Raw genomic sequence first — 15,799 nt, forward strand, 5'->3', positions numbered from 1 at the left:
TTCCAGGGCCGCCGCCGCGTGACGACACTCCCCCGTGACACGGTGGCGGCCCCTCACCTCTTGCCCGAAGGACCCGGAGAACGACCCATGCTGAACATCGCGGACACACTGCACCGCTGGTGCCGCGAGGCACGCCCCTTCGCCCTGGCCACCGTCGTCGACGTCACCGGCAGCGCACCGCTGCCGGTCGGTACGTCGGTGGCGGTGGACGAGGACGGAAACGCGGTCGGCAGCATCTCCGGCGGCTGCGTCGAAGGCGCGGTCTACGAACTGTGCCGACAGGTGCTCAGCGACCAAGGCGCCCCGCAACGCGCCTGGTTCGGCTACTCCGACGACGACGCCTTCGCGGTCGGCCTGACCTGCGGCGGCGAACTCGACGTCCTCGTCCAGCACCTCGCCCCCGAGGCACAACCGCCCCTCACCGCAGCCCTCGCCGACATCGTGGCCGGCCGACCCGCTGCCGTGGCCCAGGTGGTGGCCGGCCCCGGCGAGCTCATCGGCTCCACCCTGAGCGTCCGCGCCGACGGCGGCGTGACCTCCGGCGGCGCCCTGGACGGCGGGCCGACGGGCAAGCTGGTGGCCGAGGAGGCGCGGGCCCTGCTGCGGGCCGGGCGCACCACCCGTGTCACGGTCGGCGGAAACGGGGACGGCTGCCCCGAACCGCTGACCGTCCTCGTCCACGTCCACGCGTCCCGCCCCCGCATGCTGATCTTCGGCGCCGTCGACTTCGCCGCCGCCCTCAGCCAGGCCGGCCGCTTCCTCGGCTACCGGGTCACCGTGTGCGACGCCCGCCCTGTCTTTGCTTCCACGGCGCGCTTCCCGCACGCCGACGAGGTCGTCGTCGACTGGCCCCACCGCTACCTGTCACAGACGGCCGTGGACTCCCGCACCGCCGTCTGCGTCCTCACCCACGACGCCAAGTTCGACATCCCGCTGCTGCGCCTGGCCCTGGACCTGCCCGTCGCCTACGTGGGCGCCATGGGCTCCCGACGCACCCACGACGAGCGCCTGCGCCTCCTGCGCGAGCAGGGCGTGCCGAAAGACCGATTGGCTCGGCTCCGTTCCCCGATCGGCCTCGACCTCGGAGCCCGCACCCCCGAGGAAACCGCCGTCTCCATCACCGCGGAGATCATCGCCCACGCCAACCAGGGCACGGGCCGGCCCCTGATCCGGATCACCGGCCCGATCCACCGGTAGGCCGGATGACCTTTGCCCTCGTTTCACATCGAGCCTGGGTTGCGCAGAGGTCCACGGGCTTGCACTGGCCGCCCGACACCCCCTCCGGGGGCATGAAAAAGGGCGAGGCCCGAAGACCCCGCCCGCGCTACCAGCAAAACCTCACCTCACGGCCAGACAAGGCAGTACGGCTGATGCCCCGCCTCATGCAACCGATGGCTGAAGTCCTGCCATTCATGCAGCAGTTGGTACACATTGAACGCATCCCGGGGCCCGCCCCGGTCCGGCACCGTCGACCAGATGAAAGCCGCCGCCCCCACCGCTTCCTCGCCGATGCCCCGTAGCGGGTCGACGACGGTCATCGGGAGTTTCACGACCGCGTAGTCGGGATGCAGGACGACCAGTTCCAGCGGGGGCACCTTGTTGAGAGGCACGCCCTCGATGCCCGTGAGGACCATCGCGGCCATCGTTTCGGGCTTGATCTTGGTGAACATGCCGTTCATGCCGAGTTCGTCGCCGCCGAGTTCCTCGGGGCGCATCGAGATCGGGACGCGGGCTGCCGTGGCGCCGTCCGGCGCGCCGAAGTATTTGTACGTCACCCCCACCCGACCACCGTTCCCACTCGCTGCCCGGAGCCGCTCGACCCTCCGGTCGACGCTCTCGGGCACACTGTTCGATCCCAGGCCCTGGACAGGACCCATTCCCTGCACAGGACCCATGCCCGGGGCCTGTGCCTGCCGTGCCGCTTCTGCCGCTGCCGCTTCCTCCACGTCGCGTCGGTGCCTTCCCCGCCGGGCACGTCGAGGACCCAGGTCGTCAGTCCCCTCGCCCAGTCCGCCACCGCGATGCATATCTCCACCCGACTGCTGTTCTAGGACGCGCGAGCCCCGTCGCGCAACCCGATCATCGTGTCAGTGACCTCCCCCACGTCCGCCCGCCGAAACGTGCGTTGAAACACCTGTCCGCAGGATCTTCGCAGCCTCTGAACGCCATCGTCCGCCCATCGTCCGTATGTACGGCTCGATGTGCTGTGTGTCTCGGTCTGTCTTCGTCTGTCTTCGTGTGTGTTCGGTCCCAGTTTCGCAGACGGGTGGGGCCGACGCCCCGCCGTCCGGCCGCCTACCCTGAGGGGGTCAGTGGCAACCGGAGTCCGAGAAGTCGGAGAAGTCGCAGGTCATGAGCGAAACGTCAAGCGGGGCAGCCGGCGGAACGGCGAGTGGGTTGCCCTATTCATACGAAGCGCCCGTCTCGCAGGGCCTCTTCGACCGTGCGACGGCCGTCACACCCGGCGGGGTCAACTCGCCGGTGCGTGCCTTCCGTGCCGTGGGCGGGACGCCCCGGTTCATGGTGTCGGGAAGTGGCCCGTATCTCATCGACGCCGACGGGCGTGAGTACGTCGATCTCGTCTGTTCCTGGGGGCCCATGATCCTCGGGCACTCCCGTCCCGAGGTCATCGCCGCCGTCCAGGACGCCGTCTCGCGCGGCACCTCCTTCGGTACGCCGGGGGAGGGGGAGGTCGCGCTCGCTGAGGAGATGGTCGACCGCATCGGGCCCCTTGAGCAGGTGCGGCTCGTGTCCAGCGGGACCGAGGCCACGATGTCGGCGATCAGGCTCGCCCGGGGGTTCACCCGGCGCGCCAAGGTGATCAAGTTCGCCGGGTGTTATCACGGTCACGTCGATTCCCTCCTTGCCGCTGCCGGCTCAGGAGTCGCCACCTTCGCGCTGCCCGACACCCCCGGTGTCACCGGTGCCCAGGCCGCCGACACCATCGTGCTCCCCTACAACGACCTCGACGCCGTACACGCGGCCTTCGCCGCACACCCCGGCGAGATCGCCTGCCTGATCACCGAGGCCTCCCCGGGCAACATGGGCGTCGTACCGCCGCTGCCCGGCTTCAATCAGGGGCTCAAGGACGCTTGTGCCGCCAATGGCGCGCTGTACGTCTCCGACGAGGTCATGACCGGGTTCCGGACCAGTCGCAGTGGCTGGTACGGCATTGATGGCGTCCGGCCCGACCTCATGACCTTCGGGAAGGTCATGGGCGGGGGGTTCCCCGCCGCCGCGTTCGGCGGGCGCGCCGACGTCATGGCGCACCTCGCTCCCGCCGGGCCCGTCTACCAGGCCGGCACCCTCTCCGGTAACCCCGTCGCCACCGCTGCCGGGCTCGCCCAGCTACGGCTGCTGGACCAGGCCGCGTACGACACCGTCGACGCCGTGTCCACGCAGATCCAGGGGCTGGTCGGCGACGCGCTGAGCAAGGAGGGCGTCGCGCACACCGTGCAGAGCGCCTCCAACATGTTCTCCGTGTTCTTCACCGACCGGGCGGTCCGCGACTACGAGGGCGCCAAGGCGCAGGAGTCGTTCCGCTTCACCGCGTTCTTCCATTCCCTGCTGGCGAACGGCGTCTATCTCCCGCCCTCGTCCTTCGAGTCCTGGTTCGTCTCCACCGCGCACGACGAGCGGGCCATCCAGAAAATCGCCGACGCCCTTCCGGCGGCGGCCCGTGCGGCGGCGGAGGCCACAGCAGCATGAGCGACAACAGCAACAGGACCAACGGGGCCAGCGGGGCCGACGACTCCCACAGCGACATCACCGTCGTCCATCTCATGCGGCACGGTGAAGTCGCCAACCCCGACGGGGTGTTGTACGGGAGACTGGCCGGATACCACCTCTCCGAGCTGGGCCGGCGGATGGCCGACCGGGTCGCCGAGTACCTCGCGCCCCGGGACATCACGCACGTCGGTGCCTCCCCGCTGGAGCGGGCGCAGGAGACCGCGACGCCCATTGCCAAGGCGCACGGGCTCGACCTCGCCTCCGACGCGCGGCTCCTGGAGGCCGAGAACGTGTTCCAGGGGAAGACCTTCGGGGTCGGGGACGGCGCCCTGAAGCGCCCCGAGAACTGGAAGCACCTCGTCAACCCGTTCAAGCCGTCCTGGGGGGAGCCGTACGTCGACCAGGTCGTACGGATGATGGGGGCGCTCGACGCCGCCAAGGACGCCGCCCGTGGGCACGAGGCCGTGCTCGTCAGTCACCAGCTGCCGATCTGGATCGTGCGGTCGTACGTCGAGCGGCGGCGGCTCTGGCACGACCCCCGCAAGCGGCAGTGCACGCTCGCTTCCCTGACCACCTTCACGTACCGCGGCGACAAGATCGTGTCCGTCGGGTACACCGAGCCCGCCCGCGACCTCGTCCCCGCCCATCTCCTCGCCGGCGCCAGGCCGGTGAAGGGGAAGGACAAGGCGTTCGGGGCCTGAGCCGCATATTCGACGGCCGTCGCTTACTCAACCAACACTTCGGAAAATTCCGTCACTTCAGTCATTGGTGACACAGCTGTTGCAATTGTTCCGAAGTGCGTAAGACCGGGAGGAACCTCCTTGTTCGCCGTGCCCTCTCACTGGGTGACCAGCGGGTACGGCGAATGGGGATGTCATGCACAGCAAGAACGGTGTGGGCGGCTACAGCCGGCGGGGCGCTCTGGGCCTCGGCCTCGGGGCCGCCGCCGCTCTCGGTACCGCCGGCTGCGGGACCGTCCTGGAAGAGGGGTCGACCGGGGCCGGAGGTTCCGGTGCGGACGGACATTCCGGCAAGCCGTCGCCCACCGCCACCGCCAGGCCGATCGGCGACGGCTCCACCTCCTTCACCGGCAGGCAGCCCCACCAGCCCGGCAGGCCCGTACCGCTGGAGGCCGGGCAGACCCCGCCGCAGTTCGTGATCTTCTCCTGGGACGGGGCCGGGGAGGTCGGCAACGGCCTCTTCCCCCGCTTCCTCGACCTGGCCAAGACGCACGGCGCCCATATGACCTTCTTCCTCTCCGGGCTCTACCTCCTCCCCGAGTCGCAGAAGCGCAAGTACCTCCCGCCGAACAACGCCCCCGGCGCCTCCGACATCGGCTACCTCACCGACGAGCACGTCAAGATGACCCTCGCCAACGTCCGCCGGGCCTGGCTCGACGGGCACGAGATAGGCACCCACTTCAACGGCCACTTCTGCTCCGGCCACGGCACGGTCGCCAACTGGACGCCCCAGCAGTGGCGCAGCGAGATCGACCAGGCCAAGGGGTTCGTGAAGGAGTGGCGGACCAACACCGGGTGGACCGACCTGCCGTCCCTCCCCTTCGACTACGAGAAGGAGCTCATCGGCGGGCGTACGCCCTGTCTCCTCGGCCAGGACAACCTGCTGCCCGTCGCCCGCGAGCTCGGCTGGCGCTACGACGCCTCCTCGCCCGGCGGCCGGCAGGTGTGGCCCACGAAGACGAACGGTGTCTGGGACCTGCCCCTCCAGGCGATACCTTTCCCCGGCCACCGGTTCGAGGTCCTGTCCATGGACTACAACATCCTCGCCAACCAGTCGATCAACTCGACCAACGCCCCGGCCCACAACTACCCGGCCTGGCGCGAGCAGGCGACCGGCGCCTACATCGCCGGCTTCCAGCGGGCGTACGAGACGAACCGGGCGCCCTTCTTCATCGGCAACCACTTCGAGCAGTGGAACGGCGGCATCTACATGGACGCCGTCGAGGCAGCCCTCCAGCACATCGCGCGGGAGAAGGAGAAGGGCGAGGACATCCGGCTCGTCTCCTTCCGGCAGTACGTCGACTGGATGGACGTACAGAAGCCCGAGGTGCTGGAAAAGCTGCGGACCCTCGATGTCGGGCAGCAGCCGGTGGGCGGTTGGAAGGAGTTCCTCGCCGATGCCGAGCAGACCGCCACGACCGGCGCGACTACCACGACCAGCACCGCAGGGACCGGAAACGCCGCCTGAAATGCGGGTTTGCGGCCGCAAGGGGGGTGCCCAAGATCCTCGGAACGGACATGCGAAACTTTTCACATGAGTGCCGCCAGTCGCGCCCCCCTCTCCTCGAACCGTCCCCGTAACCGTCGAGCGGTCTCCTTCGCCGCCACGGTCGCCGCCGCCGCGTTCGTCCTGACCGCGTGTGGTTCGGGCGGTACGTCCGGGGGCTCGGGCGACACCAACTTCGTCACCGGCACCGACGGCATCGCCACCGTCGCCAAGGGTGAGCGGGCCGCCGCTCCCGATCTCTCCGGCCCGACCATCGACGGCAAGCAGCTCGACGTCGCCGACTACAAGGGCAAGATCGTCGTCATCAATGTCTGGGGGTCCTGGTGCGGGCCCTGTCGGCTCGAAGCGAAGAACTTCGTCGCGGTCTCCGCCGACCTCAAGGACCAGGGCGTCCAGTTCGTCGGCATCAACACCCGTGACACCAGCACCGGTCCGGCGGTCGCCTTCGAGAAGCAGTACGGCGTCACGTACCCGAGTCTGTACGACCCCACGGGCAAGCTGATGCTCCGCTTCAAGAAGGGCACGCTCAACCCGCAGGCGATCCCCTCCACCCTGGTCATCGACCGGCAGGGGAAGATCGCCGCCCGCACGCTCCAGGCGCTCAGCGAGGACAACCTCCGCAAGATGCTCAAGCCCGTCCTCGCGGAGAAGTGACGTGACCGGCCTGACGGGTGTGCTCACCCTCGCCGCCTCCGTGCCCGAGGCCAACCAGACCGTGATGAGCGGGGCCCTGATACTGGCCCTCCCCATCGCCCTGCTCGGCGGCCTCGTCTCCTTCTTCTCACCGTGTGTGCTGCCCCTCGTACCCGGTTATCTGTCGTACGTCACCGGTGTCGCCGGCACTGATCTCGGCGAGGCCCGCCGGGGGCGGATGGTCGCGGGGGCCTCGCTCTTCGTCCTCGGGTTCACTGCCGTGTTCGTGTCCACGGGGGCGTTGTTCGGGTACTTCGGGCAGACGCTCCAGGAGCACCAGAGCACGATGTCCAAGGTGCTCGGCGTCCTCATGATCCTCATGGGCGTCTTCTTCATGGGCATGATGCCCTGGCTCACCCAGCGCGAGTTCCGCCTTCACAAGAAGCCCGCCACCGGACTGGTCGGCGCCCCCGTCCTCGGCGCGCTGTTCGGCATCGGCTGGACGCCCTGCATCGGCCCGACCCTCGCCTCCGTCAACAGCCTCGCCTTCGACCAGGCCAGCGCCGGGCGCGGGGCCGTCCTCACGGTCGCCTACTGCGTCGGCCTGGGCGTGCCCTTCGTGGTCGCGGCGGTCGCCTTCCGTAAGGCGCTCGGTGCCTTCGGCTGGGTCAAGCGCCACTATGTATGGGTCATGCGCATCGGCGGCACGATGATGATCCTTACCGGTGTGCTGCTCCTTACCGGCGCGTGGGACCGTCTCGTACAGGAGATGCAGACCTGGTCCAACGGCTTCACTGTGGGGATCTGAGCGATGAGCAACACCACCAGCAGCACCCCGGCCACGTCCGACGACCAGGAACTCGGCGCCGCCGGTTCCCAGTTGTCCACCGCCCCCCAGGAGGACGCGCCGGGCCTGCCCTCCCTGGGTGTCATCGGCTGGGCCCGCTGGTTCTGGCGGCAGCTCACCTCGATGCGGGTCGCGCTGCTGCTGCTGTTCCTGCTGTCGCTCGGGGCGATCCCCGGCTCGCTGATCCCGCAGTCGGGGACGGACGACACCAAGGTCGCCGACTTCATGCAGCGGCACAGCTTCCTGGGGCCGCTCTACGACAAGCTCGGGCTGTTCAACGTCTACAGCTCGGTGTGGTTCTCGGCGATCTACATCCTGCTCTTCATCTCCCTCATCGGCTGCATCGTGCCCCGCACCTGGCAGTTCGTGGGCCAGCTGCGCGGCCGTCCGCCGGGCGCCCCCCGGCGCCTGAACCGGCTGCCCGCCTACACGACCTGGCGTACGGAGGCCGAGCCCGAGCAGGTCCGCGAGGCAGCCCTCGTCCTGCTGAAGAAGCGGCGCTTCCGGGCGCATCCGGCCGGGGACGCGGTCGCCGCCGAGAAGGGCTATCTGCGTGAGGTCGGCAACCTCGCCTTCCACATCGCGCTGATCGTGATGCTGATCTCCTTCGCCTGGGGCCAGCTGTACAAGTCCGAGGGCAACAAGCTGATCCTCGAAGGCGACGGTTTCTCCAACACGCTCACCCAGTACGACGACTTCAAGTCCGGCACCCTCTTCGACACCGCCGACCTCGACCCGTTCAGTTTCACCCTGGACGACTTCAAGGGCACGTACGAGCCGACCGGCCCCAACCGCGGCACCCCGCGCACCTACGAGGCCGACCTCGACTACAGCGTGGGCGCGTACGGCAAGGACAAGAAGACGACCATCAAGGTCAACGAGCCGCTGGTGGTCGGCGACTCGAAGGTCTACCTGACCGCCCACGGCTACGCGCCCGTCATCACCGTCCGCGACGGCAAGGGCGACATCGTCTACAGCCAGCCCGTGGCGCTGCTGCCCCTGGACTCCAACGTCACCTCCTCCGGCGCCATCAAGGTCATGGACGGTTACCGCAACGCCAAGGGCGTCGAGGAACAGCTCGGCTTCCAGGCGTTCTTCCTGCCCACCTACGTGCCCGGCAACGAGATCGCCTCGCAGTTCCCGGCGCTCGACAACCCGGTGCTGAACCTGATCGGCTACCACGGCGACCTCGGCGTCAACGCGGGGATCCCGCAGAGCGTGTACCAGCTCGACAAGAGCCACATGAAGGTGTTCAAGGACGCCAAGGGCAAGGAAGTACGGGAGAACCTGAAGCCCGGCGAGACCATGAAGCTCCCGAACGGCGCCGGCTCGGTCACCTACGAGGGCACCCAGGAGTGGGCCAACTTCCAGGTCACCCGGCAGCCCGCCAGCGGCTGGGCGCTCACCGGCGCGACCGTCGCCGTCTTCGGCCTCGCCGGTTCCCTGTTCATCCAGCGCCGACGGGTGTGGGTGCGGGCGGTGAAGGGCCCCGACGGTGTCACCGTCGTCGAGATGGGCGGCCTGGGCCGCAGCGAGTCCGCCAAGGTGCCCGAGGAACTCGGCGACCTCGCCGGAATCCTGTACGACCAGGCGCCCGCCGCCCCCGATGCCGGTCCTGATCCCGAAACCCCCGACCCCACAGCCGTACCTGCCGAAGGTGCTGAGAAGTAAATGATGATGACTCTCGCCGCCGCGACCAACGAGAACCTCGCGAACATCAGCAACACGCTGATCTACTCCGCGATGGCCGTCTACACCCTGGCGTTCTTCACCTACATCGCCGAGTGGACCTTCGGCAGCCGCAGCAAGATCAGCCGCACGGCCGCCGCGCTCACCGCGAAACCGGCCGGGGCCGCCGGGGCGAAGGCGCCCGAGGTGACCGTCAAGAACGCCGGCGGGACCGCCGTACTGGAGCGGCCGAAGGTCGTCGTGCGGGCCGCGGCCGGGGCCCGGGACGTGCCGGACGGGCCCGGTGCCCACGGCGGGGACGAGCAGGGCGACCTGTACGGGCGTATCGCCGTGTCCCTCACCGTGCTCGCGTTCCTCGTCGAGTTCGCCGGGGTGCTGGCCCGCGCGCTGTCCGTGCAGCGGGCGCCGTGGGGCAACATGTACGAGTTCAACATCACCTTCTCCACGGTCGCCGTCGGCGTGTACCTGACGCTGCTCGCGCTGAAGAAGAACGTGCGCTGGCTCGGCCTCTTCCTGGTCACCTCGGTCCTCCTCGACCTCGGTCTCGCCGTCACCGTCCTGTACACCGCCAGCGACCAGCTGGTCCCCGCGCTCCACTCGTACTGGCTGTACATCCACGTCTCCACGGCGATCCTCTGCGGTGCCGTCTTCTATGTGGGCGCGGTCGGCACGCTCCTCTACCTCTTCAAGGACTCGTACGAGAACAAGCTCGCGACCGGCGGCAAGCCCGGCCGCTTCGCGACCTCCGTCCTGGAACGGCTGCCCGCCTCGGCGTCCCTCGACAAGTTCTCGTACCGGATCAACGCGGCCGTCTTCCCGCTCTGGACGTTCACGATCATCGCGGGCGCGATCTGGGCGGGCGACGCGTGGGGCCGCTACTGGGGCTGGGACCCGAAGGAGACCTGGGCGTTCATCACCTGGGTCGCCTACGCCTGTTACCTGCACGCCCGCGCCACGGCCGGCTGGAAGGGCCGCAAGGCCGCGTACATCGCCCTCGCCGCCTTCGGCTGCTGGCTGTTCAACTACTACGGCGTCAACATCTTCGTCAGCGGCAAGCACTCGTACGCGGGCGTCTGAGCCGCAACTCCGTTGTCTCGAAGGCCGGTTCGTGTGACTCAGGTCACGGGAACCGGCCTTCGGTGTACGGACAGGTAAGTGGGCGTGGACACGAATCTGCGGAAACGGATCCGCGCGGGCGACCACGACGCCTTCGGCGAACTCTTCGACGCGTACGCGCGCTCCGTCTACAACCATGCCTTCCGGCTGACCGGGGACTGGTCGGCGGCCGAGGACATCGTCTCGCTGACCTTCCTCGACGCCTGGCGCCTGCGCGGCAAGCTCGACGAGGAGGGCGGCTCGCTGCGGCCCTGGCTGCTCGGCGTCGCCACCAACGTCACGCGCAACACCCGCCGCGCCGCCCGAAGACACGTCGCCGCCGTCGCCCGGCTGCCCCGCGACGAGGTCGAGCGGGACTTCGCCGACGAGGTCGCCGGACGCCTGGACGACACGGACCAACTGGCCCTCGTACGGACCGCATTGGCGCTGCTGCGCCGGCCCGAGCGGGAGGTGCTGGCGCTGTGCGTGTGGTCGGGGCTCGACTACCCGGCGGCGGCCGAGGCGCTGGGCGTGCCGGTGGGGACCATACGGTCGCGGCTGTCGAGGGCCCGTACAAAGCTCGCGAAACATGTCAAAAACCTGGAACCGCCAACCGGGCGCGGACAGATGAGAGGTGACCGCATCACCGCGGTCGGGCCCATGAGGGAGGGAAACCGATGAGCACACCCCCCGGATTTTCCGAGCGAGACCTTCCGCCGGGCCGTCACCGACTCCTCAAGGAGCATCTGATGACCGAGATCCGGCACGAAGTCCGGCAGGAAGCCGAACAGCGCGCCCCGCGGCGCAATCCGTGGCTGCGGCCCGCGATCGCCGCCGGGGCCGTCGCCACCGTCGCCGCGCTCACCTTCGCCGCCCTTCCGGGCGGCGGCGCGGACGGTACGAGCGCGACGCCGCCCGGGAGTACAACGGCAACCACGACCACTGCCCGGACGGCCGCGACCCTGTTGGAGGACATCGCGCTCGCCGCCGAGGGCACCGATGTTCCCAGCGGTATCCGTGACGACCAGTTCGTCTACATCAAGAGCCGGGTCGCCTATCTGTCCTCTGTCGACGGCGGGCCCGGGAAGATGGACCCCGTCCACGACCGGGAGATCTGGCTGTCGGTGGACGGCACCCGGGAGGGACTCCTGGAGGAGGACAAGGACCCCCTCCGGCACCAGAAACTGGAGCAGGAGGGGGACTGGCTCGGTTCGCCCACGAACCCGCGGCCCACCACCTACCGTGCCCTGTCCGAGCTGCCGACCGATCCCGACAAGATGCTCGACTGGCTGTACGAGACCAGTGCCGACGGGGTCGACGAGGAGCAGCCCGACAAGGGCTACGTGGCCTTCGTCCTCTTCGGCGACCTGATCCGGGAGACCCTGATGCCGCCGAAGGTGAGCGCCGCGCTCTACCGGGCCGCCGCGAAGATCCCGGGCGTCGAGGTGGTCCCGGACGTGACGGACACGGTGGGCCGTGAGGGGATCGCGGTCACCAGGTCCGGCGGCGACGGAGAGGTGGAGCAGCTGATCTTCGACAGGGAGACATACACCTTCCTCGGTGAGCGCGTGCTCGACGACGGCAAGCTGGTCGGCAGCACTTCGGTCCTGGAGCGCACGGTGGTCGACCGGACGGGTCAACGTCCTTAATCCACACGCCAGTTACCGCACGCCAGTTACCGCAGGCCAGTTACCCACGGGCCAGTTGGAGGGCAGCCTGCCGCCGCACGCTCACGACGGCGGCAGGCAGTCCGGTTCCGGGGGCCTGCCCATCGGCCAGGCGATCTCGACGAAGCGGGCGTGCCGGTCGGGGGTCAGTTCCACGATCGGCACGGCCTTGTCGTACGGGTTGCCGTACTTGTCGAGGCAGATCCAGCCGCTCGCGCCGTCCACCCGCCCCGACGAACCGCTGATCAGGGGCCACTCGTCGGCCACGTCGGTGAGGGTCGGGGCCGGCTGGTCGGTGGGTGTGGCCTCGCGGATGCCCTCGACGGTGAGGCGCATCGCGTCGTACGCGATGATCAGCTGGCCGTCCTCCAGGTCGACGGTGCCGATCGTCCCCGGCTTGTCGGTGTTGCCGGCCTTGTTGGCCTGGCTGTCGCGCAGCAGGTCGTTCAGATCCTGGGCGTCCTTCGCCGAACCGCCGTTCTTCGGAGGGTTCTTGAGCCAGGCGTCCGGGTGGGCGAGCGCGCTGTAGCGCACGGAGATGCCGTGCTTGAGGGCCTCCGGGTCGAGCTGCTTGTCGCCGGTGAGATAGGAGGCGTCGTCGCCGGTGAGGATGGTGAACACCCTTTGCTGGCAGCCTCGTTCGCCCAACGCGTTGATGAACTGGCGCAGTTGGACATGGCGGCCGGCGAACAGGATGGTGTTCACGGCGGGCGCGGTGTCGCACACCAGCTCCCTGATCTGGCGGAAGTCGTTGGCGGTGGTGCCCTCCTTGCTGCGGTCGGCGAGCGGCGTGTACGACCACGGCTGGTAGCGCGAGCCCGTCAGCAGCTTCTCGAACGAGGCCTGGAGCGTGAGCGTGTACGGGTCGCCCGGATCGTCGTACACCAGGACCGCCTTGTCGGCCGCCACCTTGGCGAAGGAGGCGAGGGCGCGTGCCTCGTCGGTGTTGGTGGGGGCCACGCGGGCCAGCCCCGGGAAGGGCTCCTTGCCCTGCTGTCCGTTGGCGAGGCTGTCGGCCGTGATGGACGTGCCGATCACGGGGATGCCGCGGCGCGTGAGTTCCGCGACGGCCAGCTTGTTCTCCTCCGTGCTCAGCCCTATCCCGGTGACCGCGCGCAGCCGGTCCGAGGTCGTCGTCATGCGCTCCAATTGCTCGACCGTGTGCTCCCAATGGGCGCCCGTCCGGCCCGGGTTGGCGAGCACCAGCCGGATCGCGGGACCCTCGCCGTTGGAGTCGTGGTTGGCCCGCCACTGGGCCAGATACGCGCCCTGGAGCTCGTGCAGCACATCCCCGAGGTTGTCCGCGTCGGTCGCGGTGAACGGCTCGAACAGGGCGACGGTGACGTAGTCGCCCTTGAAGGAGCCGTCGGTGAGGGAGTCGTTCTCGCGGTCGATCGCCCGTACGGTGTCGGCGAGTTGCTTCCGCCCGAAGAAGTAGCCGGTCGTCGAGACGCCCACGCACTCCTCGCTGCCCGCGGGGCGCACGACCCCCGCCGCACAGGAACGGTCGTCGTGCGTGAGCGACCTGACGGCGAAGCCGAGCCCGGCGATCAGCGCGGCGGTGACCAGCAGCGCCAGATAGCGGCGCAACGGGATCGCCCACACGCCCTCGCGCAGCCATGCGCCCACCCGCGTACGTGCCATCACGCGCCTCCGTCGTTGCGGTCGTCGGCGGCGGATTCCTCGTCGCCCGGGGTGCGCAGCGGGCGCCCGGCCAGCGCGTCCTCGGGCCACTCCTGCGAGGCCTGCCACAACAGCGCGTTGCTCGCGCGCGGGTCGTCGGACAGCTGCACCAGCTCGTAGCGCAGCCGCTCGCACAGCTTGCGGTCGGGCAGCACCAGCGGGTCGGTCAGCTGCCAGACGGCGTGCAGCAGCCGGCGTACCCGCAGATGCAGTACGGCGTCCACGCCGTCCGGCGGTCGCTGCTCGGCGTCGGTGCGGCCGAACGCGATCCGGGCGCGCTGGTGGTCGCCGCCGGCGAAGTCGTGGCCCTCGGCGTCATGGGCGTGGAAGTAGGGCGCGGACGCGACGAAGAGGAGCGTGTCGAGCCAGGTGCCGGTGTCGAGGGTGTGGAAGGTGTCGCGCAGATACGCGACCGCCGGTCCGGTGTCGCCGAGGGCGAGTTCGTGGTGGAGGCGGTAACGGGCCGCCGCGGGTTCGGGTCCTCCGTAGTGGCGGCCGAGGGTCTCGTGGACGTCCCGCCACTTGCCGTGGTCGGCGTGCCGGTGGTGCAGGCGCAGCAGGAGCAGGGTGCGGACGAAGGCGTCGCCGACGAACTGGCCGGGTACGGCGGGGAGTCCCTCCGCCAGGAGCCGGCTCTCCAGGGCGCGGATGCCCGACGGGCCGAAGTCGTCCGGGAGTTGGGCGGCGGCGAGCGCGCAGGCCGATTCGTGGTCGTGGGCGGCGGCCAGCACGGTCAGTTCGCCGAGCCGGTCGGCGGGGACGAGCCGGTCGAGGAGTTCGCGGTAGGCGGGGCGGCCCTCACGGTCCTCGTGCAGGACGAGGTCGGCGGTGAGCAGGGCGCCGAACGGCGCGGTGGGCGGCAGCCGGTGCAGGTTCTGCCGGGCCGACTCGGCGAGCAGCGCGATGCCCAGCGGGTTGCCGCCGGTCAACCGGTGCGTGGCGGCCGGGAGTTCGGCCGGGACGCTGATCGCCGTACAGACCGCGTCGACGATGTGCAGCGTGTCGTCGGAGGAGAGCGGCGGCAGCGACACCAGCAGGGCCCGGGAGGAGACCGTGTCGTTCGGTGTCCAGCGGGTGCGCTGGGCGGTCTCGCGCAGGTCCCGCCGTACCGCGTTGCGCAGCGACGACTGACCGCTGCCGCCACGCGCGGCGGCGATGAACGCGACCTGGTCGGCGATGCCCTCGGCGCGGTCGCGCAGCACCTGCTCGATCAGTTCACGCCCCGGCGAGCCGTGCGCGTTGTCGACCAGGACCAGCGGGCGGCCCAGCCGCTGGAGATGCGCCCGCATCCCCGTGTAGGCGTCGGTGAGGTCGGCGAGCAGGGCCCGGACGAGATAGCGCTCGGCGTGCTCGCGGGAGGTGCCGCCGGCCCTGAAGTGGTCGGAGAGGAGGCGGAGTCCGAGCTGGGCGCGGTCACCGGCGTTCGGGTACGTCCGGTACCAGGTGGACGCCCGGCGCTGCCGCGTGCCCGCGGAGCGTTCCGTCATCGCCTCCAGCGTCGCCTCGATGACCGCCGACACCAGCGGGTCGTCGCTGATCGCCGCCGCGACCGCCTTCGCGGCGACCCGGCCGGCCCAGCGCGCGGCGAAGCCGGAGAACCACGAGCCGCTCTCGTTGAGCAGCAGCATCCGCTGGACCTCCCACCGGATGCGGTCGGAGTCGGCGTTGCCCCAGCCGCCCGCGGCCACCGCGATCAGGCCCGACATGAGCCGCGGGAAGGCGATCCGGCGGGCGCCGGTGACCGGTTCGGCGAGCTGCTCGGCGATCACCAGCAGCGCCTGGGCGAGCGGCGACCAGGCCTGCGCCGGGCGCTGCTCGGGCGGCCGGGTGAACTGCGAGTCCTCGCAGTCGATCAGCGCGACCGGGGTGTGGCCCTGGTAGGCGGTGCGCAGCTCGCCGAGGACCGCGCTCTTGCCGAGCCCGCGCCCGGCGGTGAGCACCACGAACGGCAGTTCGCGCGGATGCTCGACGGGAGCGGCGATGTGGTGGTGCGGCCGCAGTCCGACGAGCCGCGGAGCGAGTCCCGGCGGTTCCGTGTCGAAGAGTGCCCCGCGTCCGTGCAGCCGTCTGAGCACCGCATCCCTCCCCCTGGGGCCTGTCCGGCGGACAGTGTGCTGTGTCGTGTAGCAACACAAGTGTAGGAAGAGGGAGTTGGATCGGACCAGATCGCGGGATGTCCGATGTGTTACGAAACTATCGGACAGCCGCC

General features: G+C 69.8%; 13 protein-coding genes. 10 read left to right on the forward strand and 3 right to left on the reverse strand.

What is annotated here, in order from left to right:
* Positions 1–87: 87 nt before the first annotated feature.
* The gene (locus ACH4TV_RS44555) at positions 88–1,197 is read left to right on the forward strand and encodes an XdhC family protein (protein ID WP_398407157.1); all 1,110 of its coding nucleotides are present in this window, start codon (positions 88–90) and stop codon (positions 1,195–1,197) included.
* A 146-nt stretch (positions 1,198–1,343) separates the two neighbouring features.
* Here ACH4TV_RS44555 and ACH4TV_RS44560 read toward each other — a convergent pair whose 3' ends face one another.
* Entirely contained in the window at positions 1,344–1,781 is a 438-nt protein-coding gene (locus ACH4TV_RS44560; protein ID WP_019061278.1) for a hypothetical protein, read from the reverse strand.
* A 571-nt stretch (positions 1,782–2,352) separates the two neighbouring features.
* Between ACH4TV_RS44560 and hemL the strand changes: the two genes are divergently transcribed.
* The 9 genes from hemL (at position 2,353) to ACH4TV_RS44605 (ending at position 11,889) form a co-directional block, all read left to right on the forward strand.
* Positions 2,353–3,708: a glutamate-1-semialdehyde 2,1-aminomutase gene (gene hemL, locus ACH4TV_RS44565; RefSeq protein WP_398407159.1), complete on the forward strand. Its 1,356-nt coding sequence runs from the start codon at positions 2,353–2,355 to the stop codon at positions 3,706–3,708.
* A complete protein-coding gene (locus ACH4TV_RS44570; protein ID WP_398407160.1) occupies positions 3,705–4,430 on the forward strand; it encodes a histidine phosphatase family protein in 726 nt (241 codons plus the stop codon). Before hemL ends, ACH4TV_RS44570 begins: the two co-directional genes overlap by 4 nt.
* A 175-nt stretch (positions 4,431–4,605) precedes the next feature.
* Positions 4,606–5,937: a hypothetical protein gene (locus ACH4TV_RS44575; RefSeq protein ID WP_398407161.1), complete on the forward strand. Its 1,332-nt coding sequence runs from the start codon at positions 4,606–4,608 to the stop codon at positions 5,935–5,937.
* Positions 5,938–6,003: 66 nt separating this feature from the next.
* Complete coding sequence (locus ACH4TV_RS44580; RefSeq protein WP_398407162.1) at positions 6,004–6,630, forward strand: TlpA family protein disulfide reductase; 627 nt, start codon at positions 6,004–6,006, stop codon at positions 6,628–6,630.
* Positions 6,631–6,640: 10 nt separating this feature from the next.
* Positions 6,641–7,417 (forward strand): cytochrome c biogenesis CcdA family protein, encoded by a 777-nt coding sequence (locus tag ACH4TV_RS44585; protein WP_398407234.1) that lies wholly within the window; start codon positions 6,641–6,643, stop codon positions 7,415–7,417.
* A 3-nt stretch (positions 7,418–7,420) separates the two neighbouring features.
* On the forward strand, positions 7,421–9,127 hold the full coding sequence (locus ACH4TV_RS44590) for a cytochrome c biogenesis protein ResB (RefSeq protein WP_398407163.1): 1,707 nt from the start codon (positions 7,421–7,423) through the stop codon (positions 9,125–9,127).
* 6 nt (positions 9,128–9,133) lie between these two features.
* The gene (ccsB, locus tag ACH4TV_RS44595) at positions 9,134–10,222 is read left to right on the forward strand and encodes a c-type cytochrome biogenesis protein CcsB (protein WP_398407235.1); all 1,089 of its coding nucleotides are present in this window, start codon (positions 9,134–9,136) and stop codon (positions 10,220–10,222) included.
* An 84-nt stretch (positions 10,223–10,306) separates the two neighbouring features.
* Positions 10,307–10,921 carry an RNA polymerase sigma factor gene (locus ACH4TV_RS44600; protein WP_398407164.1) on the forward strand — a complete coding sequence of 205 codons (615 nt, stop codon included), beginning with the start codon at positions 10,307–10,309 and terminating at the stop codon, positions 10,919–10,921.
* Positions 10,918–11,889 (forward strand): CU044_5270 family protein, encoded by a 972-nt coding sequence (locus tag ACH4TV_RS44605; RefSeq protein WP_398407165.1) that lies wholly within the window; start codon positions 10,918–10,920, stop codon positions 11,887–11,889. The genes ACH4TV_RS44600 and ACH4TV_RS44605 overlap by 4 nt, the downstream gene beginning before the upstream one ends.
* Positions 11,890–11,970: 81 nt before the next feature.
* On the opposite strand, the gene ACH4TV_RS44610 is transcribed toward ACH4TV_RS44605, so the two are convergent.
* Both ACH4TV_RS44610 and ACH4TV_RS44615 read right to left on the reverse strand, forming a co-directional pair.
* Positions 11,971–13,551 (reverse strand): hypothetical protein, encoded by a 1,581-nt coding sequence (locus ACH4TV_RS44610; protein WP_398407166.1) that lies wholly within the window; start codon positions 13,549–13,551, stop codon positions 11,971–11,973.
* The gene (locus ACH4TV_RS44615; protein ID WP_398407167.1) at positions 13,551–15,665 is read right to left on the reverse strand and encodes a hypothetical protein; all 2,115 of its coding nucleotides are present in this window, start codon (positions 15,663–15,665) and stop codon (positions 13,551–13,553) included. The genes ACH4TV_RS44610 and ACH4TV_RS44615 overlap by 1 nt, the downstream gene beginning before the upstream one ends.
* Between the last annotated feature and the right edge of the window lie 134 nt (positions 15,666–15,799).

The sequence above is a fragment of the Streptomyces sp. NPDC020898 genome, assembly GCF_044333925.1.
GTDB lineage: Bacteria > Actinomycetota > Actinomycetes > Streptomycetales > Streptomycetaceae > Streptomyces.

Excerpts from the sequence above, each read along its gene's own strand:
- ACH4TV_RS44590 (WP_398407163.1), top strand. The coding sequence starts at position 7,421 with ATGAGCAACACCACCAGCAGCACCCCGGCCACGTCCGACGACCAGGAA.
- ccsB (WP_398407235.1), top strand. The coding sequence starts at position 9,134 with ATGACTCTCGCCGCCGCGACCAACGAGAACCTCGCGAACATCAGCAAC.
- ACH4TV_RS44570 (WP_398407160.1), top strand. The coding sequence starts at position 3,705 with ATGAGCGACAACAGCAACAGGACCAACGGGGCCAGCGGGGCCGACGAC.
- ACH4TV_RS44575 (WP_398407161.1), top strand. The coding sequence starts at position 4,606 with ATGCACAGCAAGAACGGTGTGGGCGGCTACAGCCGGCGGGGCGCTCTG.
- ACH4TV_RS44580 (WP_398407162.1), top strand. The coding sequence starts at position 6,004 with ATGAGTGCCGCCAGTCGCGCCCCCCTCTCCTCGAACCGTCCCCGTAAC.
- ACH4TV_RS44610 (WP_398407166.1), bottom strand. The coding sequence starts at position 13,551 with ATGGCACGTACGCGGGTGGGCGCATGGCTGCGCGAGGGCGTGTGGGCG.
- ACH4TV_RS44555 (WP_398407157.1), top strand. The coding sequence starts at position 88 with ATGCTGAACATCGCGGACACACTGCACCGCTGGTGCCGCGAGGCACGC.
- hemL (WP_398407159.1), top strand. The coding sequence starts at position 2,353 with ATGAGCGAAACGTCAAGCGGGGCAGCCGGCGGAACGGCGAGTGGGTTG.
- ACH4TV_RS44605 (WP_398407165.1), top strand. The coding sequence starts at position 10,918 with ATGAGCACACCCCCCGGATTTTCCGAGCGAGACCTTCCGCCGGGCCGT.